21 protein-coding genes are annotated in these 23,398 nt (G+C 60.0%); 16 read left to right on the forward strand and 5 right to left on the reverse strand.

Going from position 1 to position 23,398, the window contains the following annotated elements:
• Nucleotides 1–183 precede the first annotated feature (183 nt).
• The 3 genes from rluB to arfB all read left to right on the forward strand — a co-directional run bounded on the left by rluB (nt 184) and on the right by arfB (nt 4,250).
• Entirely contained in the window at nt 184–1,395 is a 1,212-nt protein-coding gene (gene rluB / locus KW849_RS27770; RefSeq protein WP_218432619.1) for a 23S rRNA pseudouridine(2605) synthase RluB, read from the forward strand.
• Nucleotides 1,396–2,265: 870 nt separating this feature from the next.
• On the forward strand, nt 2,266–3,678 hold the full coding sequence (locus tag KW849_RS27775) for an amino acid permease (protein WP_218432621.1): 1,413 nt from the start codon (nt 2,266–2,268) through the stop codon (nt 3,676–3,678).
• A 158-nt stretch (nt 3,679–3,836) separates the two neighbouring features.
• Nucleotides 3,837–4,250: an alternative ribosome rescue aminoacyl-tRNA hydrolase ArfB gene (arfB, locus tag KW849_RS27780; protein WP_108218603.1), complete on the forward strand. Its 414-nt coding sequence runs from the start codon at nt 3,837–3,839 to the stop codon at nt 4,248–4,250.
• Here the strand turns inward: arfB and KW849_RS27785 are convergent.
• From KW849_RS27785 to phhA, 5 genes are all read right to left on the reverse strand, one after another.
• Nucleotides 4,247–5,446, reverse strand: coding sequence for an MFS transporter (locus KW849_RS27785; RefSeq protein WP_218432622.1), 1,200 nt, complete (start codon nt 5,444–5,446; stop codon nt 4,247–4,249). The genes arfB and KW849_RS27785 overlap by 4 nt on opposite strands.
• A gap of 99 nt (nt 5,447–5,545) precedes the next feature.
• On the reverse strand, nt 5,546–5,731 hold the full coding sequence (locus KW849_RS27790; protein WP_108218605.1) for a hypothetical protein: 186 nt from the start codon (nt 5,729–5,731) through the stop codon (nt 5,546–5,548).
• Between the two features lie 443 nt (nt 5,732–6,174).
• A complete protein-coding gene (locus tag KW849_RS27795) occupies nt 6,175–7,368 on the reverse strand; it encodes an amino acid aminotransferase (RefSeq protein WP_218432623.1) in 1,194 nt (397 codons plus the stop codon).
• On the reverse strand, nt 7,368–7,724 hold the full coding sequence (locus KW849_RS27800) for a 4a-hydroxytetrahydrobiopterin dehydratase (protein ID WP_218432624.1): 357 nt from the start codon (nt 7,722–7,724) through the stop codon (nt 7,368–7,370). The genes KW849_RS27795 and KW849_RS27800 overlap by 1 nt, the downstream gene beginning before the upstream one ends.
• 104 nt (nt 7,725–7,828) lie before the next feature.
• On the reverse strand, nt 7,829–8,620 hold the full coding sequence (phhA, locus tag KW849_RS27805) for a phenylalanine 4-monooxygenase (protein WP_108218607.1): 792 nt from the start codon (nt 8,618–8,620) through the stop codon (nt 7,829–7,831).
• Nucleotides 8,621–8,899: 279 nt separating this feature from the next.
• Between phhA and KW849_RS27810 the strand changes: the two genes are divergently transcribed.
• From KW849_RS27810 to KW849_RS27870, 13 genes are all read left to right on the forward strand, one after another.
• Nucleotides 8,900–10,459: a sigma-54-dependent transcriptional regulator gene (locus KW849_RS27810; protein ID WP_218432628.1), complete on the forward strand. Its 1,560-nt coding sequence runs from the start codon at nt 8,900–8,902 to the stop codon at nt 10,457–10,459.
• 157 nt (nt 10,460–10,616) lie between these two features.
• Entirely contained in the window at nt 10,617–10,784 is a 168-nt protein-coding gene (locus KW849_RS27815; protein ID WP_218432629.1) for a periplasmic nitrate reductase, NapE protein, read from the forward strand.
• Nucleotides 10,785–10,821: 37 nt separating this feature from the next.
• Nucleotides 10,822–11,088 (forward strand): chaperone NapD, encoded by a 267-nt coding sequence (locus tag KW849_RS27820; protein ID WP_095058996.1) that lies wholly within the window; start codon nt 10,822–10,824, stop codon nt 11,086–11,088.
• Nucleotides 11,079–13,583: a nitrate reductase catalytic subunit NapA gene (gene napA / locus KW849_RS27825; RefSeq protein ID WP_218432630.1), complete on the forward strand. Its 2,505-nt coding sequence runs from the start codon at nt 11,079–11,081 to the stop codon at nt 13,581–13,583. Before KW849_RS27820 ends, napA begins: the two co-directional genes overlap by 10 nt.
• An 11-nt stretch (nt 13,584–13,594) precedes the next feature.
• Nucleotides 13,595–14,086: a nitrate reductase cytochrome c-type subunit gene (locus KW849_RS27830; RefSeq protein WP_218432631.1), complete on the forward strand. Its 492-nt coding sequence runs from the start codon at nt 13,595–13,597 to the stop codon at nt 14,084–14,086.
• Nucleotides 14,087–14,095: 9 nt separating this feature from the next.
• Complete coding sequence (locus tag KW849_RS27835) at nt 14,096–14,692, forward strand: cytochrome c3 family protein (protein WP_218432632.1); 597 nt, start codon at nt 14,096–14,098, stop codon at nt 14,690–14,692.
• Between the two features lie 203 nt (nt 14,693–14,895).
• Nucleotides 14,896–15,636 carry a flagellar basal body rod protein FlgF gene (locus KW849_RS27840; protein ID WP_059181392.1) on the forward strand — a complete coding sequence of 247 codons (741 nt, stop codon included), beginning with the start codon at nt 14,896–14,898 and terminating at the stop codon, nt 15,634–15,636.
• Between the two features lie 45 nt (nt 15,637–15,681).
• Nucleotides 15,682–16,467, forward strand: coding sequence for a flagellar basal-body rod protein FlgG (gene flgG, locus KW849_RS27845; protein ID WP_150724431.1), 786 nt, complete (start codon nt 15,682–15,684; stop codon nt 16,465–16,467).
• A 51-nt stretch (nt 16,468–16,518) separates the two neighbouring features.
• The gene (gene flgH / locus KW849_RS27850; RefSeq protein WP_108218610.1) at nt 16,519–17,214 is read left to right on the forward strand and encodes a flagellar basal body L-ring protein FlgH; all 696 of its coding nucleotides are present in this window, start codon (nt 16,519–16,521) and stop codon (nt 17,212–17,214) included.
• A 27-nt stretch (nt 17,215–17,241) separates the two neighbouring features.
• The gene (locus KW849_RS27855) at nt 17,242–18,330 is read left to right on the forward strand and encodes a flagellar basal body P-ring protein FlgI (protein WP_218432802.1); all 1,089 of its coding nucleotides are present in this window, start codon (nt 17,242–17,244) and stop codon (nt 18,328–18,330) included.
• An 11-nt stretch (nt 18,331–18,341) separates the two neighbouring features.
• Nucleotides 18,342–19,628 (forward strand): flagellar assembly peptidoglycan hydrolase FlgJ, encoded by a 1,287-nt coding sequence (gene flgJ / locus KW849_RS27860; protein WP_218432633.1) that lies wholly within the window; start codon nt 18,342–18,344, stop codon nt 19,626–19,628.
• A 24-nt stretch (nt 19,629–19,652) separates the two neighbouring features.
• Nucleotides 19,653–21,698 (forward strand): flagellar hook-associated protein FlgK, encoded by a 2,046-nt coding sequence (gene flgK / locus KW849_RS27865; protein WP_218432634.1) that lies wholly within the window; start codon nt 19,653–19,655, stop codon nt 21,696–21,698.
• Between the two features lie 13 nt (nt 21,699–21,711).
• Nucleotides 21,712–23,283 carry a flagellar hook-associated protein 3 gene (locus KW849_RS27870; protein WP_218432635.1) on the forward strand — a complete coding sequence of 524 codons (1,572 nt, stop codon included), beginning with the start codon at nt 21,712–21,714 and terminating at the stop codon, nt 23,281–23,283.
• The last annotated feature ends 115 nt before the right edge of the window (nt 23,284–23,398 follow it).

Consider the following 23,398-nt stretch of genomic DNA (forward strand, 5'->3'; position numbering starts at 1 on the left):
GCTCCTACAGGGAGTTGTGTATACAGAAAGCTGCGTGCCACCGGCCGGCGGAAAAACAAATTACCTTGCCTTGATCAGCTAGTCTCTGATGCGCAAACGCCCTCATGCGCGTATGATTCGCGACCCTTCGGCGATCCCTTCGCCCAAGTACCCAGTTTTCAGACCACACCGGGAGGTGCCCAGATGAGTATCAAAGACCAGCAAGACGACCAGCCAATCGGCCCAGCAGGCGAAAAACTGCAGAAAGTCCTCGCCCGTATCGGCGTCGGCTCGCGCCGTGACGTGGAAGCCTGGATCAGCCACGGCCGCATCAAGGTCAACGGCAAAGACGCCACCCTTGGCCAGCGTGTCGACATGCACGACGCCATCACCATCGATGGCAAGGTGATCAAGCGTGAAGAGGCCGCCGAGTCGGTCCGCCGCGTGATCATGTACAACAAACCCGACGGCGAAATCTGCACCCGTGTCGACCCTGAAGGTCGTCCGACGGTGTTCGACAAGCTGCCGCGTCCGAAAGAAGGGCGCTGGATCAACATCGGCCGTCTCGACATCAATACCACCGGTTTGCTGATGTTCACCACCGACGGTGAACTGGCCAACCGTTTGATGCATCCGTCCTACGAGATGGACCGCGAGTACGCCGTGCGTGTACGCGGTGAAGTCGACGACGAGATGATCGAGCGCCTGAAGGCTGGCGTTGTTCTTGAAGATGGCCCGGCCAAGTTCACCGACATCAAGCAGGCGCCAGGTGGCGAAGGTTTCAACCACTGGTACCACTGTGTGGTGATGGAAGGTCGTAACCGTGAAGTGCGTCGCCTGTGGGAATCCCAGGGCCTGGTGGTCAGCCGTCTGAAGCGCGTGCGTTTCGGCCCGGTGTTCCTCAACTCCGACCTGCCGATGGGTCGCTGGCGTGAAATGAGCCAGTACGAAGTCGACATTCTCAGCGCCGAAGTTGGCCTGACGCCGGTGGCCATGCCGCAACTCAACGCCAAGAGCAAGGACAAGCTCGACCGGATGCAGCGCAAGTCGTCGCGGCCGATGGCCAGGACCGAGCGCGTGCGCACCCTGCGTCCAGCGAGTGGCGGACCTGCTGCCCCGCGTGAAAACCGCGAGCCGCAGATCGAAGGCGAGCGTCCAGGTCGCAAGCCAGCCGCCCGTCAGGACGGCGAACGCGGTCCACGCACGCCACGTCCGGCCAACGGCCGTACGGAGCGTGGCGAAGGTCGTGGTACGCCGGTAGCCGATCGCCCGGTCGACACCAAGCGCCCGGCCAAGCCTGCGCCGAAGCGCCCAGGGATCAAGCTGGTCGACGGCGACGCGCCATCGGGCAAGCGCCGTGGCGCACCAGCCGGTTCCGGCCAGCGTCCGGGCTTTGGTCGTCGCAAGCCGGAGTGAGGCAGCGGTAAGCTTCAAGCTGTAAGCGACAAGTGAACAACGCCAACCTTCGGGTTGGCGTTTTTTTTGGGTCTGGTTTTATGTCTATGTCGTTTTTGAGGCCGTCTTCGCGAGCAGGCTCGCTCCCACAAAGGATCGCATTTCTGCAAAACAACCCGGTCTCCTGTAGGAGCGGGCTTGCCCGCGAAAGCGCCAGTCGCCGCACCGGGATGTCCGAAGTGGAAACCCAGAATTACGCCCCGTAAAGAAAACCTGACGAAATCCCGTGGTTAACCCCATGGAATCGCCTTTCCTTGAATGCTGTAAGAAAATTCTTACGTCCTAACGCTTTCCATTCTTCTGCCAGCGCTCTGGACCGCTTGTTTCACTACCGCAAGCAGGGTGTCATGCGTGCCATGCCTGTCGTGCAGGTGCATAACAAAAAGGAGGCGCAATGAACGCCGCAATCCATCTCCATCTCTCTGCGAGGGGCGGTTTTCCTGCCTTTTCCGTCGATGATCCGCAAGGATCTGACCCATTTTTTGCAGCCGCCCGAGCCTCTCGGGGCGGACACAGGCAATCCCGGCCATAGGCACGCTTGTCCAGCGGGTCTGGCAGCAGGGGGTTACAGGTGTACAATGCGCCGCGTTTTACCTGTGACCTCCTGCGCACCTGCGCAAACCTCAAGGCTATCCGCCTTGTTCACTCCGTCGCGTCACGAGCGTGTCGGGTTCGATTTCGTCGCAGATAAAAACAAACAGGTGACGCATGACCGTTGTAAATACGCTGAACTCCTGGTGCCTGCGCTGGGGTTTGATCGGTGCCGCTTAACGCCTTTCTTGAGCAGCAACGTCGACTGAACATCATCAAACCTTGCGTGAGACCCTTTTCATGAGTGGACAAAACCCGCAATCAGGCGAGCTGAAACGCGGCCTGAAAAATCGCCACATTCAATTGATCGCCCTCGGTGGCGCGATCGGTACCGGCTTGTTCCTCGGCTCGGCCGGGGTACTGAAATCCGCCGGCCCGTCGATGATCCTCGGCTACGCCATCTGCGGCTTCATCGCCTTCATGATCATGCGCCAACTGGGCGAAATGATCGTCGAAGATCCGGTGGCCGGTTCCTTCAGCCACTTCGCGCACAAGTACTGGGGCGGCTTTGCCGGCTTCCTGTCGGGCTGGAACTGCTGGATTCTGTACATTCTGGTGGGCATGTCCGAGCTGACTGCGGTCGGCAAATACATCCACTATTGGGCTCCTGACATCCCGACCTGGGTCTCCGCAGCTGCCTTCTTTGTGCTGATCAACGCCATCAACCTGGCCAACGTCAAAGTGTTCGGCGAGGCCGAGTTCTGGTTCGCGATCATCAAGGTCGTGGCGATCGTCGGCATGATTGCCCTGGGCAGCTACCTGCTGGTCAGCGGCAATGGCGGCCCGCAAGCGGCGGTGAGCAACCTGTGGTCCCACGGTGGCTTCTTCCCGAACGGTGTCAGCGGTCTGGTGATGGCCATGGCTTTCATCATGTTTTCCTTCGGTGGTCTGGAAATGCTCGGTTTCACCGCTGCCGAAGCCGACAAGCCGAAAACCGTGATCCCGAAAGCGATCAACCAGGTGATCTACCGGATCCTGATTTTCTACATCGGTGCGCTGGTGATCCTGCTGTCGTTGACCCCGTGGGACAGCTTGCTGACCACCCTGAACGCCTCCGGTGACTCCTACAGCGGCAGCCCGTTCGTGCAAGTGTTCTCGATGCTGGGCAGCAACACCGCCGCGCACATCCTCAACTTCGTGGTCCTGACCGCAGCCTTGTCGGTGTACAACAGCGGCACCTACTGCAACAGCCGCATGCTGCTGGGCATGGCCGAGCAGGGTGATGCGCCGAAAGCATTGGCGAAGATCGACAAGCGCGGCGTGCCGGTGCGTTCGATCCTGGCTTCGGCTGCCGTGACCCTGATCGCGGTGCTGCTGAACTACCTGATCCCGCAAAACGCGCTGGAGCTGCTGATGTCGCTGGTCGTGGCCACCCTGGTGATCAACTGGGCGATGATCAGCTACTCGCACTTCAAGTTCCGCCAGCACATGAACAAGACCAAACAAACGCCGCTGTTCAAGGCCCTGTGGTACCCGTACGGGAACTACATCTGCCTGGCGTTCGTGGTGTTCGTCCTCGGTGTGATGTTGTTGATTCCGGGGATTCAGACATCGGTGTACGCGATTCCGGTGTGGCTGGTGTTCATGTGGGTCTGCTACGGCATCAAGAACAAGCGCAGTGCGCAGCGTGCCTTGCAGGTTGCAGTGGAGTAACTCCGCGCAGAAACAACAAACCCGGCCAAGTGCCGGGTTTGTTGTTTCCAAGGTTCACACAAAACCCTGTGGGAGCGGGCTTGCTCCCACATTGGTTCTGCTGCGTTCCTGTCACTCATTCGCGGTATCCTGCACGTTCTGAATACGGACGCTTTTCCATGCTGGTCATTTCCAACAACGTGCACCTGCCGGATGCCGAGATCGAGTTGACGGCCATTCGCGCCCAGGGCGCCGGTGGGCAGAACGTCAACAAGGTCTCCAGTGCCGTGCACCTGCGCTTCGACATTCCGGCGTCGTCCTTGCCCGAGTTCTACAAGGAGCGGCTACTGGCGCTGCGTGACAGCCGCATCACCAGCGACGGTGTGTTGATCATCAAGGCTCAGCAATACCGGACACAGGAGCAGAACCGTGCGGATGCTCTGGAGCGTTTGATCGAACTGATCCAGAGTGCCACCAAGGTCGAGAAAAAGCGTCGTCCGACCAAGCCGACGCTCGGTTCGAAGACCCGTCGCCTCGAATCCAAGAGCAAGCGTGGCAACATCAAGGCTGGGCGCGGCAAGGTCGATTTCTAACGCACGTCTCGCGTTTCGCGTTGCTTCGGCGCCTGCCGGTACAGGTAGACGCTGAGCGCAAGGCCGCTGAGCGCGGCCAGTGCGGCGAACAGGAAGATCGAAGCAAAGCCGAATCCCGCCGCAATCGCACCGGCCAATGGCCCAGTGATCCCCAGCGACAAATCGATGAATAGCGAATAAGCACCCACCGCCGCACCACGGCTGGAGGCGGGCACCAGGTTGACCGCTTCCACCCCCAGCGCCGGAAACACCAGCGAAAAACCGAACCCGCTCAGCGCCGCTCCCGCCAGTGCCCAATGGGCATCCGGCGCCAGCCACAGCAACAGCAACCCGAGGGTTTCCACTGACAGGCAGGCAATGGCCACGCGAAAGCCGCCGAGGCGGTTGATCAGGTTGCCGAACAGCAAGCGCGCGCCGATGAAGCTGGCGCCAAACAGGCTCAGGCACAGCACGGCGTTATCCCAGTGTTGCGTGGCGTAATACAGGGTGATGAAGGTGGCGATGGTGCCAAAACCAATGGAGCCCAGGGCCAGTCCGCAGCCGTGAGGGAAGACTCGCCCGAGCACGTGCATGAACGGCAGGCGCTCACCGGCAACGATCGGCGCGGCGGTTTTCGGCCAGGCCAGCAGCAGGCCGAGCACGGCCAGCAACACAATGCTCACACCCATGCTCCACAAGCCCAGTCGATGAACGAGCAACACGCCCAAGGGCGCGCCGACGGCCAACGCGCCATAGCTGGCGATACCGTTCCACGAGATGACTTTGGCCGTATTCGCCGCGCCGACCCGGCCAATGCCCCAGCCAATCGAGCCCGAGCCCACCAGGCTTTCCGCGCTGCCGAGCACCAGGCGGCCGATCAGCAGGCTGAACAGGCTCAAGGCCGGCAGGCTTTGGGTCCAGGCCGAGATCAGCATGAACACACCACTCAAGCCGCAACCGGCCAGGCCATACATCACGGCAAGTTTGCTGCCCTTGTTGTCGATGATCTTCCCGGCATAGGGGCGACTGAGCAGGGTGGCCAGGTATTGCACGCTGATCACCAGGCCCGCGATCACCGCGCCGAACCCCAGGTCGCTGTGGACGTAACCGGGCAATACGGCCAGGGGGATGCCGATGTTCAGGTAGCCGATGAAGGTGAAAAGGACGATGGAAACGACTTGCAGCGTGACCGCCAGGGGGCGCTGGTTTTCAGGCATGGGTAAAGGTCCACGGTAAAGCAGGATAGATAGGCTGCTTATGATAGCGGTGTGGACGGTCGCAGGTTGTGAAAAAGTAAAACTATTTGCCGGGCGCTGTCATTCAGGTTTGACGGGAGCGACCAGCTGCGTGGTGACCAGGGCGGCCAGCGCATTTTCCTGGGTGCCGAAGCGGGCGAGCAAGGCGGCTTGTTTCTCGGGAGAGAGGCGATTCCAGATCTCGATCATTTTCTCGGCGGTGCCGATCAGGACGCTGGCCTGCGCTTCGCTGAATTCATCGGTCATGGACAGAGTTCTCGTTTCAGGCAGTGTGGAAAGCGCATGTTAGCGCTTTCCACACGGTCTGTACGGCGGGTGTTTCAGTCTTCTCTGTCAGCCTGGCGGCGGTCAGTGGCTTCTTTCGGCTGGGGCTGTTGGGCTCCGGCTTGCTGCGTGGTCGTCTGCTCAGGTTCGTGCAGGCTTGGGAAGGGGAGATTAGGAATCTCGTGCATGGTCGCGCTCCTCGCTAAGTCTGTTGATAGATCTGGTAGATCCGCGCTTTAAAAAAGCCTGGGCAGGATACCGCACTGAAAATGACAAACGGACTTTTATATCCATTTGTTTCGACGGATGGGGTTGTATAGACAAATCCATGTAGGAGCGAGCTTGCTCGCGATGGTGTGTCAGGCAATGTTGATGTCGACTGAAATACCATCGCGAGCAAGCTCGCTCCTACAGGGGGGGTAGGGTTATTTGCAGACTTTGGCAATCGCCTCGGCCAGCAGATCCAGACGCGTGGCATCAATCCCCGCCACGTTGGCCCGGCCCGAGCTGACCATGTACACGCTGTGGTTGTCCCGCAAGTTCTTCACTTGTTCCGGCGACAGGCCGGTGTAGGAGAACATCCCGCGTTGCACGCCAATGTGCGCAAAGCGCTCGCGCAATCCGTGAGGTTCCAGCGCCTCCACCAGACCGCTGCGCAGTTGGGCGATACGCAAGCGCATGCCTTCCACTTCGTCAGCCCAGAGGTTTTTCAGCTCCGGGTCACCGAGGATGGTCGCGACCACGGCCGCACCGTGATCCGGCGGCGTCGACCACAGGTTGCGGGCGATGTTGGCGAGCTGGCTGCGGATGTCGGTGAGCTTGTCGGCGGTTTTCGCGCAGACAATCAGTGCACCGGTGCGGTCGCGGTACAGGCCGAAGTTTTTCGAGCAGGAACTGGTGATCAGCAGTTCCGGCAACTCGGCGGCGAACAGTCGGGTCGACCAGGCATCCTGCTCCAGGCCATCGCCGAATCCTTGATACGCAAAGTCGATCAGTGGCAGCAGTTCGCGCTTGCGTACGACCTCCAGCACCCGCTGCCAGTCATCCTGGGACAGGTCGAAACCGGTCGGGTTATGGCAGCAGGCGTGCAGCAACACCACGTCACCCTTGGGCGCTTCATTGAGCGCCGCCAGCATGCCGTCGACGTCGAGACGGTTGTCACTGCCCACGTACGGGTAGTGGCTGACCTTGACCTTGGCTGTCGCAAAAATCGTTTCGTGGATCGGCCAGGTCGGGTTGCTCAACCACACGCCACGGCCCGGCAGGCATTGGGCGATGAAGTCCGCGCTCAGGCGCAGCGCACCCGTGCCACCCGGTGTCTGGGTGGTGCCGGCGCGTTGTGCGTTGATCAGCTTCGAGTCGGCACCCAGCACCAGCTCATTGATGGCCTTGCCGAACGCGGGCTCGCCGTGGCCACCGATGTAGGTCTTGGTGGACTGGCGATCCACCAGGCGCTGCTCGGCAAGCTTCACCGACTCGAGAATCGGCGTCAGGCCCTGGGCGTCTTTGTAGACACCCACGCCCAAATCGAACTTGCGCGGGTTCGGGTCCTGCGCGTAGGCGTCCATCAGGCCGAGGATCGGGTCGCCAGGCACTCGACCGATGGCGTCGAAATGCATTACTTGCGCCCCTCAGCGTCCTTCGCCACTTCGTCAGTGCGCGCGGCCATGATGAAGTCGTTGCGGTGCAGGCCTTTGATCGAGTGGCTCCACCAGGTCACGGTGACTTTGCCCCACTCGGTCAGCAGGCCCGGGTGGTGGCCTTCGGCCTCGGAGATTTCACCGACGGCGTTGGTGAACGCCAGTGCATGTTTGAAGTTCTTGAACAGGAAGACTTTTTCCAGTTGCATGATGCCGTCGCGTATTTCGATGTTCCAGTCCGGGATCTGCTTGATCAGGATCGGCAGTTCTTCATCGCTGACTTGTGGGGCGTCGGCGCGGCAGGCTTCGCAATGGGCTTGAGTTAATGCGGTCATGATGTGTTCCTGAAATCGAATGTTGGGAAATCGGCCCTCAGTGCTACCACGCTAATCCAAAGCGATGGTTTCTGACAGGCTCACTTGATTCTAAAAGCGGCGGATCACGCGGCTTTTGGTTTTGGCGGAAATTTCGGTGCGTGCAGACCCATCTGCATCGCTTGCTTGACCATGCCCATGATGTCTTCGTGAGCGAGGTCGAACAGACGCTTGAGATTTGGCAACGCAAAGTACAGTGGCTGCAATATGTCGATGCGGTAAGGCGTGCGCATGCATTCCAGCGGATCGAACGCCTGATGCTCAGGCTCGTCCGACAGGCAATAAACGGTCTCTTTCGGTGAAGACAGAATGCCGCCGCCGTAGATGCGCTGGCCTTGCGGGGTGTCGACCAGACCGAACTCGATGGTCATCCAGTACAGGCGCGCCAGGTACACGCGTTCTTCCTTGGACGCCTTGAGGCCGAGTTTGCCGTAGGTGTGGGTGAATTCGGCGAACCACGGGTTGGTCAGCAGCGGGCAGTGACCAAAGATCTCGTGGAAAATGTCCGGCTCTTGCAGGTAATCCAGTTCTTCGCGGGTACGAATGAAGGTCGCTACCGGGAACTGCTTGCTGGCCAGCAATTCGAAAAAGGTCTGGAAGGGAATCAGTGCCGGAACCCGGGCAACCTGCCAGCCGGTGGTTTCACCGAGGACCTTGTTGATTTCGCCGAGTTGAGGAATGCGGTCGTGGGGCAGACCGAGTTTTTCGATACCGTCCAGGTACTCCTGGCACGCACGCCCTTCGATCACTTTCAGTTGACGAGTGATCAGCGTGTTCCACACCGCGTGCTCTTCGGCGGGGTAGTCGATAAAACCTTGCGCATCGGGCTCGCGAGCCACGTATTGCGTCTGCTTCATGCTGCTCTCCTGCTAAGGGATTTCGTTCTTGTTATGTACTGCTATGGACTTAGAAATACTCCATGAATTGCACCGTTGCAGCAGGTGCCCGGCGTCGTGCGTAGGAAAAACCCTCAATAATCGTAAAGTTTTCGTTACGTATTGGCCGTGATCGCGCAGTTATTGCGATTTCACGGTTTGAAAAATGCTTTGTCTGTCACATAATCTTGACGACTATCTGAGCGCCCACGCAGAAAAATCCCTGCCATTGGCCTCGTCCTTCACTGTTTGGGCCTTTTCATGCGTATCAAAGTCCATTGCCAGAACCGCATCGGCATCCTGCGCGACATTCTCAATCTGCTGGTGGAGTACGGGATCAACGTGGCCCGCGGTGAGGTGGGCGGTGAGCACGGCAACGCCATCTACCTGCATTGCCCGAACCTGATCAACATTCAGTTCCAGGCCTTGCGTCCGAAGTTCGAAGCGATTGCCGGGGTTTTCGGCGTCAAGCGTGTAGGGCTGATGCCCAGCGAGCGTCGGCACATGGAGCTCAATGCACTGCTCGGTGCGCTGGAGTTTCCGGTGCTGTCGATCGACATGGGCGGCTCCATCGTCGCGGCCAACCGTGCGGCGGCGCAGTTGCTCGGGGTGCGGGTCGACGAGGTGCCGGGGATTCCCCTGTCGCGGTACGCCGAGGATTTCGATTTGCCGGAACTGGTGCGGGCCAACAAGTCGCGGATCAACGGGCTGCGGGTCAAGGTCAAGGGTGACGTGTTCCTGGCCGACATCGCGCCGCTGCAATCGGAGCACGACGACAGCGAAGCCATGGCCGGTGCGGTGCTGACGTTGCACCGCGCCGACCGGGTTGGCGAGCGCATCTACAACGTGCGCAAGCAGGAATTGCGCGGCTTCGACAGCATCTTCCAAAGTTCGAAAGTAATGGCCGCGGTGGTGCGCGAAGCGCGGCGCATGGCGCCACTCGATGCACCGCTATTGATAGAAGGCGAAACCGGCACCGGCAAAGAATTGTTGGCGCGGGCCTGCCATCTGGCCAGTCCTCGTGGGCAGTCGCCGTTGATGGCGCTCAATTGCGCCGGTTTGCCGGAGTCCATGGCCGAGACGGAATTGTTCGGATACGGCCCTGGTGCCTTTGAAGGGGCGCGAGCCGAGGGCAAGCTCGGGCTGCTGGAACTGACGGCGGGCGGTACGCTGTTTCTCGATGGCGTCGGGGAAATGAGTCCGCGCTTGCAGGTGAAGTTGCTGCGCTTTTTGCAGGACGGTTGCTTCCGTCGGGTAGGCAGCGATGAAGAGGTCTACCTTGATGTGCGGGTGATCTGCGCGACCCAGGTCGACCTGTCTGAACTGTGCGCTCGCGGTGAGTTCCGCCAGGATCTCTATCACCGCTTGAATGTGTTGTCGCTGCACATCCCGCCGCTGCGCGAATGCCTCGACGGCTTGACGCCGCTGGTGGAGCATTTCCTCGATCAGGCCAGTCGGCAGATCGGTTGCCCGCTGCCGAAACTGGCCCCGGCGGCCATTGAGCGGCTCAGTCACTACCATTGGCCGGGTAACGTGCGGCAACTGGAGAACGTGCTGTTCCAGGCGGTTTCCCTGTGCGACGGCGGCACGGTCAAGGCCGAGCACATTCGTCTGCCGGATTACGGCGTGCGTCAGCCCCTTGGCGATTTTTCGCTGGAAGGAGGGCTGGACGAGATCGTCGGGCGTTTCGAGAAGGCGGTGCTGGAGCGGCTGTATTCGGAGCACGCCAGCAGCCGATTGCTCGGCAAGCGACTGGGTGTTTCCCACACAACGATTGCCAACAAGTTGCGTGAATATGAAATAAGCAAACTGGAGCGTTAATAACTCAACAAGGCAAGAATTATTTTCGGATGTAAATATTTATCCAGCGCTTCAAGTTCGCATTTAAAGCACTAAAACCTCTGCTATTGACCTGAGTCATGGAACTTACAGAGGAAGCCATCTAGGCTCTTCTAAAAGTTTGGCAGGAGCGCTGACCATGCCATCAATGGATGACTCCACTCGGCGAGTTCGCAAAGAAACTCGCCTCTTCTATTTCCTGATCATTGTTCTGTTTCCACTGTTATCGGTGGCGATAGTCGGTGGTTATGGTTTTTTCGTCTGGTTTCTGCAAATGCTCCTCGGTCCGCCAGGGGCCCCCAACTGATCGACATTCATCTCTAATTCAGCAGGGAGTACTGGTTATGGAAAAGACGCTGCACATTGCCAGTCTTGTCGTACATGCCCGTCCTGCCTTGTTCGAGGCGGTGAAAGCCAACCTGCGTTTGCTCACGGGCGTTGAGCTTCATCAGGAAAGCCCTGCCGGCAAATTGGTGGTTGTGCTGGAAACCGATCACGAAAGCCAGATTCTTCAGCGAATCGATCAGATCAATCGCTTGCCAGGTGTGCTCAATGCCGCCCTGGTTTATCACGAGATTCTCGATGTGACGGGAGAAAGCACATGCCTATGACTCGGCGAGAGTTTGTCAAAGCCCAGGCTGCCGGAATCGCGGCAGCGGCTGCGGGTCTCCCGGTGTTTACCTCGGCCAGCAACCTGATTACCGAACAAGATATGGTTTCCCTGAACTGGAACAAGGCGCCCTGTCGTTTTTGCGGTACCGGTTGCAGCGTCATGGTGGCGACCAAGGACAACCGCGTAGTGGCAACTCACGGCGATGTAAAAGCCGAGGTCAATCGCGGGTTGAACTGCGTCAAAGGCTACTTTTTATCCAAGATCATGTACGGCGTTGATCGGCTGACTCAGCCGCTGTTGCGCATGACCAATGGGCAATATGACAAACAGGGCGAGTTTCACCCGGTGTCCTGGAAACAGGCGTTCGATGTGATGGAGTTGAAGTACAAGGAGGCGCTGAAGAACAAGGGCGGGGAATCCATCGCCATGTTCGGTTCCGGGCAGTGGACGATCTGGGAAGGGTACGCGGCCAACAAATTGATGAAGGCGGGATTCCGCTCGAACAACATCGACCCCAACGCACGCCATTGCATGGCCTCGGCGGTCATGGGGTTTATGCGCACGTTCGGTATCGACGAACCGATGGGCTGTTATGACGATATCGAAGTCACCGATGCATTCGTCTTGTGGGGTTCAAACATGGCGGAAATGCACCCGATTCTCTGGAGTCGGGTGACTGATCGCCGTTTAAGCCAGCCGAATGTGAAAGTGGCCGTGCTCTCCACTTTCGAACATCGCAGTTTTGAACTGGCCGACATTCCGATGGTGTTCAAGCCGCAGACTGACTTGCTGATTCTCAACTACATCGCCAACCACATCATTGAAAGCGGTTCGGTCAACCAGGAGTTTGTTAGCAAACACACCAAATTCGCCAAAGGCACGGATGACATCGGCTACGGTTTGCGTCCCGATAATCCGCTGGAAATGAAGGCCAAAAATGCCGACAAAGCGAACACCTGGACCGACATCGACTTTGAGCAATTCGCTGCTTTCGTAAAACCCTACACCCTGGAACGCACCGCGAAGGAAACCGGGGTGCCAGCCGAGCGCCTCAAGGCATTGGCTGAGCTGTACGCCGACCCCAAGCGCAAAGTGGTTTCGTTCTGGACCATGGGCTTCAACCAGCACACCCGGGGCGTGTGGGCCAACAATCTGATCTACAACATCCACCTGCTGACCGGGAAAATCAGCGAGCCGGGCAACAGTCCTTTCTCCCTGACGGGCCAGCCTTCGGCCTGCGGAACGGCGCGGGAAGTGGGCACGTTCTCCCATCGTCTACCGGCCGATCTGGTGGTGACCAATCCGAAGCATCGCGCCACGGCGGAAAAAATCTGGAAACTGCCGGCGGGCACCATCAAGGAAAAGGTCGGGTTCCATGCCGTGCAGCAGAGCCGCATGCTCAAGGACGGCGTGCTCAATGTGTATTGGACGATGGCCAGCAACAACATGCAGGCCGGGCCCAACATCATGCAGGAAGTGTTGCCGGGGTGGCGCAATCCCGAGAACTTCGTGGTGGTGTCGGATGTGTATCCCACCGTTTCGGCACAGGCAGCGGATCTGATTTTGCCCACGGCCATGTGGGTCGAGAAAGAGGGCGCTTACGGCAACGCGGAGCGACGTACGCAGTTCTGGCACCAACTGGTTTCGGCGCCGGGGGACGCCAAGTCGGACCTCTGGCAATTGGTCGAATTTTCCAAGCGCTTTAAAACCGACGAAGTCTGGCCGGCGGAATTGTTGGAGAGTTCGCCGCAGTACAAGGGCAAGACCCTGTATGAAGTACTGTTCAAGAATGGTCAGGTCGATGAGTTCCCCGCTGAGCAACTGGCTGAGGGCTATCAAAACGACGAGGCCCGGGATTTCGGTTTCTACCTGCAAAAAGGCCTGTTCGAAGAATATGCCCAATTCGGTCGTGGGCATGGTCATGACCTTGCGCCCTTTGATCGTTATCACTCCGAGCGCGGGTTGCGCTGGCCCGTCGTCGAAGGCAAGGAAACGCTGTGGCGCTTCCGCGAAGGTTACGACCCCTATGTCGAGAAGGGCAGTGGCGTGCAGTTCTACGGTTACCCCGACAAGAAGGCGATCATCTTCGCACTGCCCTACGAGCCGCCTGCGGAAGCCCCGGATGCGGACTTCCCGTTCTGGTTGAGCACTGGACGGGTGCTTGAACACTGGCACACCGGGACCATGACCCAGCGTGTCGAAGAGCTCTATAAAGCAGTCCCCGATGCGCTGGTCTACATGCACCCGGCCGACGCCAAGGCCTTGAACGCCAGGCGTGGCAGCGAAGTGAAACTGATCAGCCGGCGCGGCGAAATGCGTGCACGGATTGAAACCCGTGGACGCAACAAACCGCCTCAAGGCCTGGTGTTCGTGCCGTTCTTCGACGCCAACAGGCTGATCAACAAAGTCACGCTTGATGCGACGGACCCGATCTCCAAACAGACCGATTACAAGAAATGCGCGGTCAGGATTGAGTTGATCAAGACGGCATAAGGAGCGCTTTCATGAACTATCGTTCGCTGTCCCTGCTTGCCGCTCTGCTGGTGTGGCTGCCCGTGGCATTTGCGGCAGAACCCGGTTACCCACTGGATGCGCCGGCACCAGATGGTCGACGGGGCGGCGGGACCTTGACTCAGGAGCTGCCCGCTCCACCCATCGCGGAAGACGAGAACAAGGACCTCAAGCGTGAACGTAATTATCCCGAGCAACCGCCGACCATTCCCCACAGCATTCGCGGGTATGGCATCGACATGAACAGCAACAAGTGTCTGACCTGCCACAGTCGCGGCAACAGCGCGCGCACCCAGGCGCCGATGATCAGTATCACGCACTACATGGACCGCGACGGCCAGGCATTGGCGGCGGTGTCGCCGCGCCGCTACTTCTGTAACCAGTGTCATGTGCCGCAAAAAGATGTGAAACCACTGGTGAACAACAGCTTCAAAAACATCGATCAAGTGTTGCAAGACGAAATCAACCGCCAGCCGAAACCTTGAGGAGAGGCCATGAAATTTTTGCTTGCCTTGCTCAAGGATTATTGGGGGGTGCTGCGTCGGCCCAGCGTGCATTACAGCCTGGGCTTCCTGACCCTGGGCGGGTTTGTCGCCGGAGTGATTTTCTGGGGTGGGTTCAACACCGCGCTGGAAGCGACCAACACCGAGAAGTTCTGCACGTCCTGCCATGAAATGCGCGACAACGTTTTTGTCGAGTTGCAGGAAACCATTCACTACACCAATCGCTCCGGCGTGCGCGCCACGTGCCCGGACTGTCACGTCCCCCACGAGTGGACGCACAAGATCGCCCGCAAGATGCAGGCCTCCAAGGAGGTCTGGGGCACGTTGTTCGGCACTATCAGTACCCGGGACAAGTTTCTGGGCATGCGCCGGGAGCTGGCCGAGCACGAGTGGGCACGGCTCAAGGCCAACGACTCCCGGGAGTGTCGCAACTGCCACAACTTCGAATTCATGGACTTCACACGTCAGGGCAAACGCGCCGCCAACATGCACTCCACCTCATTGGCCAGCGGACAGGCAACCTGTATCGACTGCCATAAAGGCATTGCCCACAAATTGCCCGACATGAGCGGTGTGAAAGGCTGGTAGCCGACTTTTCACGGTGTTGCCGCCAAGCGGCATAACCGCGCCGGTTTTTCGTCTGCGATCCATTGTTCGTTTCCCTTCTGATCAGCCTCCAACCCCCGGTTTCAAGGGGGTTGGAGCCACTGCGCGCAAGTTGGTCTGCAAATTGCTACAGCCTGCGCAACACAGCAGTGGACGGCAAACGTCCGGCAGGCAGAGGAAAGAGTGTGGACAAGTACCTTTATGTGGCAATGACCGGCGCCAGCCAGAATGCACTGGCGCAAAAGGCTCATGCCAACAACCTCGCGAACATCTCTACCAACGGCTTCCAGAAAGACCTGGAACAGGCCCGTTCGATGCCGGTGTTCGGTGACAGCTTTCCGGCGCGTGCGTTTGCGATGACCGAACGGCCGGCCACCGATTTCTCCCCTGGCTCGCTGGTGGAAACCGGCCGCGACCTCGACGTTGCCGTGCAAGGCAGCGGCTGGATTGCCGTACAGACTCCCGATGGCGCTGAAAGCTACGTGCGCACCGGCAGCCTGAACGTTGACGCCCTGGGTGTGCTGCGCGCCGGCAACGGCATGCCGGTCATGGGCAATGGCGGGCCGATTGCCGTGCCGCCGGAGCAGCAGATCGAAGTCGGCGAGGACGGCACCATCAGCATCCGTGCGATGGGCGAAGGTCCCCGGGTGATGGCTGAAGTAGACCGCATCAAGCTGGTCAATCCGGACCTCAAGAACATGACCAAAGGCCTGGATGGTTCGATCCACACCAAGGACGGCAAGCCGGCGCAGGCCGATGCCGGCGTCAAGCTGGTGTCCGGGTTCCTCGAGTCGAGCAACGTCAATGCCGTGGAAGAGATGACCTCGGTACTGGCTTTGTCCAAGCAGTTCGAGCTGCACATCAAGATGATGAACACCGCCAAAGACGATGACCAGGCCATGGCTCGGGTCTTGCAGATCAGCTAATTACCAGAACGTCGCGCCGTAAAACAGGCGCACGAGGAGAATCGAATGCTTCCGGCTCTATGGGTTGCCAAGACAGGCCTGTCCGCCCAGGACACCAACCTGACCACCATTTCCAACAACCTGGCCAACGTGTCGACCACGGGTTTCAAACGTGACCGCGCCGAGTTCCAGGACCTGCTCTACCAGATCAAGCGCCAGCCAGGCGCCCAGTCGACCCAGGACAGCGAACTGCCGTCGGGTCTGCAACTGGGTACCGGTGTGCGCATCGTCGGCACCCAGAAAAACTTCACCGCCGGCAGCCTGCAAACCACCGAACAGCCACTGGACATGGCCATCGACGGTCGTGGTTTCTTCCAGATCCTGCAACCGGACGGCACCACGTCCTACACCCGTGACGGTACCTTCCACCTGGACTCCAACGGCCAGATCGTCAACGCCAGCGGCTTTGCCCTGGAGCCGGCGATTGTCATTCCAAACGACGCACAAACCTTCACGGTCGGTCGCGACGGCACCGTGTCCATCACCATTGCCGGCAACCCGGCTGCCCAGGTGATCGGCAACCTGCAAACCGCCGATTTCATCAACCCGGCCGGCCTGCAGGCAGTGGGCAACAACCTGTTCCTGGAAACCGCCGCCAGTGGCGCGCCGCAAGTCGGCACGCCGGGCCTGGCCGGTTTCGGTACCACGCTGCAGAACACCCTGGAAACATCCAACGTCAGCACCGTTGAGGAGATGGTCAACATGATCACCACCCAGCGTGCCTACGAGATGAACTCCAAGGTGATCTCCACCGCCGACCAGATGCTCTCGTTCGTAACGCAGAATCTGTAATCAAGTCTATGTGCGGCCATGAGGCTGCCTGCAACACCGTGAGGTAGGGTCATGCATCGCTATGTATCTGTTCTGGCACTGAGTGGGATCACCGCGCTCGCAGGTTGCGTGCCTGCGACGCCCAAGCCCAATGACCCTTATTACGCTCCGGTGTTGCCGCGCACGCCCTTGCCGGCGGCGGCGAACAACGGCTCGATCTATCAGGCCGGTTTCGAACAGAACCTCTACAGCGACCGCAAGGCGTTCCGGATCGGTGACATCATCACCATCACCCTGAACGAAAGGACCCAGGCCAGCAAAAACGCCAACTCACAAATTGGCAAGAACAGCAAGGCCAGCATCGGCCTGACCTCGCTGTTCGGCTCCACCCCCAACACCAACAATCCGTTTGGCAGTGGTGACCTGAGTCTTGACGCCAGCTATGAAGGCGACCGCGCGACCAAGGGCGATAGCAAGGCGGCGCAGGGTAACACCCTGACCGGTTCGATCACGGTCACCGTCGCCGATGTATTGCCCAACGGCATCATCGCGGTGCGCGGCGAGAAGTGGATGACCCTCAACACCGGCGATGAGCTGGTGCGGATTGCCGGTCTGGTGCGCGCCGATGACATCTCTACCGACAACACCGTGTCGTCGACCCGTGTCGCCGATGCGCGCATCACCTACTCGGGCACCGGTTCGTTTGCCGATGCGAGTCAGCCAGGCTGGTTCGACCGTTTCTTCCTCAGCCCGCTGTTCCCTTTCTAGGTGGTCAGTTTGAATCTTAAACACCTCATGGTTGCCGCCTTGATGCTGTCCGCTGCGTTCAACGCGCAAGCCGAGCGCCTGAAGGACATCGCCAGCATTTCCGGCGTGCGTTCCAACCAATTGATCGGCTACGGCCTGGTGGTCGGGCTTAACGGCACCGGCGACCAGACGACGCAAACCCCGTTCACCCTGCAGACCTTCAACAACATGCTCTCGCAGTTCGGCATCAAGGTGCCGCCGGGGTCGGGCAACGTGCAGTTGAAGAACGTCGCGGCGGTATCGATCAGTGCCGATTTGCCGGCGTTCGCCAAGCCGGGTCAGCAGGTTGACATTACTGTTTCGTCCATCGGCAACTCCAAGAGTTTGCGCGGCGGCACCTTGCTGCTGACACCGCTCAAGGGTATCGACGGCAACGTCTATGCGGTGGCCCAGGGCAACCTGGTGGTCGGTGGTTTCGATGCGGAAGGGCGAGACGGCTCGAAGATCACCGTCAACGTTCCGTCGGCCGGTCGCATCCCCGGCGGTGCGTCGGTGGAGCGTGCAGTACCGAGCGGTTTCAATCAGGGCAACAGCCTGACGCTGAACCTCAACCGTTCCGACTTCACCACGGCCAAACGCGTCGTCGACAAGATCAACGACATGCTCGGCCCTGGCGTGGCCCAGGCCATCGACGGCGGTTCGATTCGCGTCACCGCGCCGCTCGATCCGAGCCAGCGCGTCGACTATCTGTCGATCCTGGAAAATCTCGAAATCGATCCGGGTCAGGCGGTGGCGAAAGTCATCATCAACTCCCGTACCGGCACCATCGTGATCGGCCAGAATGTCAAGGTTTCCCCGGCTGCTGTCACACACGGCAGCCTCACCGTGACCATTACCGAAGACCCGATCGTCAGCCAGCCCGGTCCTCTGTCCAATGGCACAACGGCAGTGGTACCGCGTTCGAAGGTCAACGCCCAGCAGGAAGCCAAGCCGATGTTCAAGTTCGGCCCGGGCACCACCCTCGACGAGATCGTACGGGCGGTGAACCAGGTCGGCGCGGCACCGGGTGACTTGATGGCCATCCTCGAAGCGTTGAAGCAGGCCGGCGCCCTGCAAGCCGACCTGATCGTGATCTGAGGACGGCCATCGTGGATATGCGCAAGAGCGGTCTGGTCAGCCGCAGCGATTCGGGCTCCTATTCGGACCTCAATCGTCTGAATCAGCTCAAGGTCGGCGACAAGAACAGCGACGGCAATATGCGCAAGGTGGCGCAGGAGTTCGAATCGCTGTTCCTTGGGGAAATGCTCAAGTCGATGCGCTCGGCCACCGAAGCGCTGGGGCAGGACAATCCGATGAACACGCCGGCGGCCAAGCAGTACCAGGAAATGTACGACCAGCAACTGGCGGTTTCCATGTCCCGCGAGGGTGGCGGCATTGGTCTGGCAGACGTGCTGTTGCGCCAGATGTCGAAGAACAAACCGATGGCGCCGGGCGAGGCGGCGGCAGCGTCGCTGGCCAAGCAAGAGGCTGCCAAGGCGGCCGTGCAAACGCCGGTGGCGGCAGGCACGGTCGCAATCAACGGGCCGTTGTCGCGGGTCAACGGCCAGCGTCCGTTATGGGCTTCGCGTTCAATCCAAACTCCGCAAGAGGTGGGTGAGGGTGGTCATCGCAATGACATGGCGCTGATCAATCAGCGACGCCTGGCATTGCCGCCGAAGCTGGCAGATCGTCTGTTGGCCGGGCTGGTGCCTTCGGTGACGACCACGGCCACAACGATCAACCAGAGACCATTACCTGAACGCGCGACGAACACGGGTTCGGGGCCGTTGTACAACGGCGACTGGCTGGCGAACGCACAGCAATCCTCCGCGGGCGGCATGCAGATTTACGGTCGCGCCATGGCGCAGATTCCTCTGGCGCCACCGAAGAAAGCCTTCAGTTCCGCCGACCAGTTCGTCAACACCATGTTGCCGATGGCCAAGGAAGCGGCGGCCCGGATCGGTGTCGATCCACGTTATCTGGTGGCCCAGGCGGCCCTCGAAACCGGTTGGGGCAAGTCGGTCATGCGCCAGCAGGATGGCAGCAGCAGCCACAACCTGTTCGGCATCAAGGCCGGCAACAGCTGGCAGGGCAATTCGGCGCGGGCGATCACCAGCGAATTCAGAAACGGGCAGATGGTCAAGGAGACGGCCGAGTTCCGCTCCTACGATTCCTACAAGGACAGTTTCCATGACCTTGTGACTTTGCTGCAGACCAATAATCGCTATCAAGATGTCGTGAAGTCGGCCGATAACCCAGAACAGTTTGTACGCGAGTTGCAGAAGGCCGGTTACGCAACCGACCCGGACTACGCAAGCAAGATTTCGCAGATAGCCAAGCAGATGACGAGTTACCAGAACTACGCTGCGGCGGGCGTTTCCACCACGCCTTTATAAGGCACAAGGTATAAGGTCTGAATCATGAGTTTGCTCAATATCGGGATGTCGGGGCTCAGTGCTGGCCATAACTCGTTGGTGACGACCGGCAACAACATTGCCAACGTCGACACCGCCGGGTACTCGCGCCAGCAGTCTGTGCAGAGCACCAAAGGCTCGATTCAGTATGGCAACGTGTTCATCGGCACCGGCACGACGCTGGCCGATGTGCGCCGCGTGTACAACTCCTATCTCGATTCGCAACTGCGCACCGCGACCTCGCTCGACAGCGAAGCTACGTCGTACAACGCACAGGCCACGCCGCTGGACGCCACGCTTTCCGATTCCAACACCGGGCTGACCGGTGTGCTGCAAAAATTCTTCACCTCAATGCAAGGCGTTTCGACCTCGGCCACCGACGACACGTCCCGCCAGTCGGTGCTGACCGGTGCCCAGGCCTTGTCCGCTCGCTTCAATTCGATTGCCAAGCAATTGAACGATCAGAACACCAACCTGAACGGCAGCCTGGGCGACATGGCGGATCAGGTGAACAAGCTGTCCACCACGATTGCCACGCTCAACCAGAAGATTTCCGAGCTGTCCACCGGCACCAACCAGCCAAACGACCTGCTGGACTCGCGCAACGAAGCCGTGCGCCAACTGTCCGAACTGGTCGGTACCCAGGTGGTCGAGCGCGGCAACAGCTACGACGTCTACATCGGCAGCGGTCAGCCACTGGTGGTCGGCAACACCACCAATACACTGCAAACCGTGCCGAGCCAGGGCGATCCATCGCGCATGGCGCTGCAGCTCAACCGTGGCTCCAGCACCATCGACGTGACCTCGGTGGTCAGCGGCGGTGAGATCGGTGGCCTGCTGACTTACCGCAAGGAAGTGCTCGACCCTTCGCTCAATGAGCTGGGACGCGTGGCGCTGGTGGTGGCAGACCAGATCAACAGCCAGCAGGCGCAAGGCATCGACAAGAACGGTGATTTCGGCGCGGCGATCTTCAACAACATCAACAGTGCCGCCCTGGTCAGCCAGCGCAGCATTGCGGCGGCGGGCAACAGTGCCGGCTCCGGCAACCTGGATGTCACCATCAAGGACACCGGCAAGCTGACCACCAGCGACTATCAGGTGACGTTCACCAGCGCCACCAACTACACCGTCAAGCGCTCGGACGGTACCGACCTGGGCGCGTTCAGCACCACGACGACCCCGGCCCCGGTGATCGACGGCTTCAGCCTGAACCTCAACGGCGGTGCGCTGAGCGCCGGCGATTCGTTCAAGGTGACACCGACCCGTGGCGCGGCGGCGAGTATCCAGACCGTGCTCACCGACCCGAAAAAAATCGCGGCCGCAGCACCCTTGACCGGCATGACCAGTGCCAACAACACCGGCACCTATACCCAGCCGACGCTGACCAGCACCCTCGATATCTACAACCCGGCGGCCCAGGCAGAAATGCAGGCCGCGCTCAAGTACTCGACGCCGGTCAAGCTGGTGTTCGGGGCGGCCAGCGGCGGTAGCCAGAGCTACAACATGGTCGATGCCAAGGGCAATTCGATCAGTGCCGGCACCATCGTTCCCGGCCAGAGCAACACCCTGAACCTGAAAGTGGGCATGGTCGATGCCAGCGGTGCGCCGGTCATGGACACCAGTATCACGCCGGCCGTGCAGAAGACGTTTACCGTACAGACCACGGTCGGCGCCACGCCCGCCAGCGGCGAAAGCTTCACCATCAACCTGACCGGCGCGGCGTCCTTGGACAACCGCAACGCCCAGGCGCTGGTCGGCCTGCAAACCAGGCAGACCGTAGACACCGGCACGGCGAGCAAGGGTATCAGCCTGACCGATGCCTACAACAAGCTGGTGACCAACGTCGGCGCCAAGGCTGCCCAAGGCAAGTCCGACAGCGACGCCACCACGGCGATCCTGGCCAATGCCAAAGGGGCGCGGGATTCGAACTCCGGGGTCGACCTGGACGAAGAAACCGGCAACCTGGTCAAGTACCAGCAGTACTACACCGCGTCTTCGCAGATCATCAAGGCTGCGCAGGAAATTTTCACCACGCTGATCAACAGCCTTTAAGGAGTCGTAATTCATGCGCATTTCCACCGCCCAGTATTACGAAATCACCGCTGCGAACTACCAGCGCAACTTCAACAAGGCCATCGCGACCAGCAACGAAGTCAGCAGCCAGACCCGCATCAACACCGCCGCCGATGATCCGATCGGTGCCGGTCGTTTGCTGGAGCTGGGTCAGCAGAGCGCGATGCTTGAACAGTACGGCACCAACATCGGCACCACCAAGAATGCGTTGAGCCTGCAGGAAACGACGCTCGACTCCATCGGTACCGCTTTGCAGCGCGCCAAGGAACTGGCCCTCGCCGCCAGCAACGGCATTGCCACCGATGCGGACCGCAAGGCCTACGCGTCGGAGTTGGGCCAGATCCAGCAACAAGTGCTGGGCCTGATGAACGCCAGGGATGCCAACGGCAACTATGTGTTCTCCGGTTCGAAAACCGACACCGCGCCTTACTCGCAGAACTCGGACGGCACCTACAGCTACAACGGTGACCAGACCACCATTGACCTCGGTATTGGCGATGGCATGACGGTCGGGACCAACACCACTGGCTGGAATGCGTTCCAGCAGACCATCAACACCAGTCGCACCCAGACCACCATGACCGCTCCGGCGGTGGATGACGGTCGCGTGGTGTTGTCCAACGGTACGGTCGGCACCAGCTCCACCTACAACGCGAGCTTCACGGGCGGCCAGCCCTACACCGTCAGTTTCCTCAGCAGCACCCAGTTGAAGATCACCGACTCGCTGGGCAACGACGTGACCGCCGAAGCCAGTCAGAACGGCCTGATCAGTAACTCCAATGGCGCCAACCAGACGGTCAGTTTCCGTGGCATTGACCTGAAGCTGAACATCAACCTCAAAACCGGTGATACCAACCCGGATGCGGTGATCGCCGGTCACAGCTTCAACCTGTCTTCCACGTCGGACACCTTCAACACCTCGCGCAGCGCCGGTAACGCGTCGACCGCGGTCATCACCGGTTCCAGCGTGAGCAACCCGACGGATTACACCAACGCCTTCCCGTCGGGCGGGGCGATCCTCAAGTTCACCAGCGCCAGCAATTTCGACCTGTATGCCGCGCCGATCACCGCCGACAGCAAACCGGTGTCGTCGGGCACCGTATCGGGCGGCAACGCCACCGCAGCGGGCGTGACCTTTGCCCTGGGCGGTGGCGCCCCGGCGTCCGGCGACCAGTTCGTGATTGAGTCCAATAACCATCAAACCCAGAACGTGCTCGACACTCTCGGCCAGATGATCACCGCGCTGAACACGCCAGTCGATGGCGACCCGGTGGCCAAACAGAAGTTTCTGGGCACCATGGAGTCGGGAATGGGCAACATTGACAGTGCGGCCAACCAGATCGGCTCGGCCATCACCACGATCGGTGCTCGCGGTCAGGCGCTGGATAACCAGGCCGCGACCAACGAAAGCCTGACCCTGGCGAACAGCACCAGCCAGAAGTCGATTCGCGATTCGGACCCGGCCGAAGTCATGACTCGCCTGACCTTGCAGCAGACCATGTTGCAGGCTGCGCAGCTGGCGTTCAGCAAGATTTCCCAGCTGGGCCTGTTCAACAAGATCTGACGGTGGTCGGGCGCGCAGGCGCCCGATGGCCTTGCCCCTTCAGTACTTATCGTCTTTTTTGCGGTAACAAAGGGCTCGCTTTTCAGGGCGGGCTCGCGCCGCCTGTGAGCCCGCC

The sequence above is a fragment of the Pseudomonas sp. PDM26 genome, assembly GCF_019219185.1.
Classification (GTDB): Bacteria; Pseudomonadota; Gammaproteobacteria; order Pseudomonadales; family Pseudomonadaceae; genus Aquipseudomonas.

Bases quoted from the DNA above. Each gene is read 5' to 3' on its own strand.
- rluB (WP_218432619.1), top strand. From the start codon at position 184: ATGAGTATCAAAGACCAGCAAGACGACCAGCCAATCGGCCCAGCAGGC.
- KW849_RS27775 (WP_218432621.1), top strand. From the start codon at position 2,266: ATGAGTGGACAAAACCCGCAATCAGGCGAGCTGAAACGCGGCCTGAAA.
- arfB (WP_108218603.1), top strand. From the start codon at position 3,837: ATGCTGGTCATTTCCAACAACGTGCACCTGCCGGATGCCGAGATCGAG.
- KW849_RS27785 (WP_218432622.1), bottom strand. From the start codon at position 5,446: ATGCCTGAAAACCAGCGCCCCCTGGCGGTCACGCTGCAAGTCGTTTCC.
- KW849_RS27790 (WP_108218605.1), bottom strand. From the start codon at position 5,731: ATGACCGATGAATTCAGCGAAGCGCAGGCCAGCGTCCTGATCGGCACC.
- KW849_RS27795 (WP_218432623.1), bottom strand. From the start codon at position 7,368: ATGCATTTCGACGCCATCGGTCGAGTGCCTGGCGACCCGATCCTCGGC.
- KW849_RS27800 (WP_218432624.1), bottom strand. From the start codon at position 7,724: ATGACCGCATTAACTCAAGCCCATTGCGAAGCCTGCCGCGCCGACGCC.
- phhA (WP_108218607.1), bottom strand. From the start codon at position 8,620: ATGAAGCAGACGCAATACGTGGCTCGCGAGCCCGATGCGCAAGGTTTT.
- KW849_RS27810 (WP_218432628.1), top strand. From the start codon at position 8,900: ATGCGTATCAAAGTCCATTGCCAGAACCGCATCGGCATCCTGCGCGAC.
- KW849_RS27815 (WP_218432629.1), top strand. From the start codon at position 10,617: ATGCCATCAATGGATGACTCCACTCGGCGAGTTCGCAAAGAAACTCGC.
- KW849_RS27820 (WP_095058996.1), top strand. From the start codon at position 10,822: ATGGAAAAGACGCTGCACATTGCCAGTCTTGTCGTACATGCCCGTCCT.
- napA (WP_218432630.1), top strand. From the start codon at position 11,079: ATGCCTATGACTCGGCGAGAGTTTGTCAAAGCCCAGGCTGCCGGAATC.
- KW849_RS27830 (WP_218432631.1), top strand. From the start codon at position 13,595: ATGAACTATCGTTCGCTGTCCCTGCTTGCCGCTCTGCTGGTGTGGCTG.
- KW849_RS27835 (WP_218432632.1), top strand. From the start codon at position 14,096: ATGAAATTTTTGCTTGCCTTGCTCAAGGATTATTGGGGGGTGCTGCGT.
- flgG (WP_150724431.1), top strand. From the start codon at position 15,682: ATGCTTCCGGCTCTATGGGTTGCCAAGACAGGCCTGTCCGCCCAGGAC.
- flgH (WP_108218610.1), top strand. From the start codon at position 16,519: ATGCATCGCTATGTATCTGTTCTGGCACTGAGTGGGATCACCGCGCTC.
- KW849_RS27855 (WP_218432802.1), top strand. From the start codon at position 17,242: ATGGTTGCCGCCTTGATGCTGTCCGCTGCGTTCAACGCGCAAGCCGAG.
- flgK (WP_218432634.1), top strand. From the start codon at position 19,653: ATGAGTTTGCTCAATATCGGGATGTCGGGGCTCAGTGCTGGCCATAAC.
- KW849_RS27870 (WP_218432635.1), top strand. From the start codon at position 21,712: ATGCGCATTTCCACCGCCCAGTATTACGAAATCACCGCTGCGAACTAC.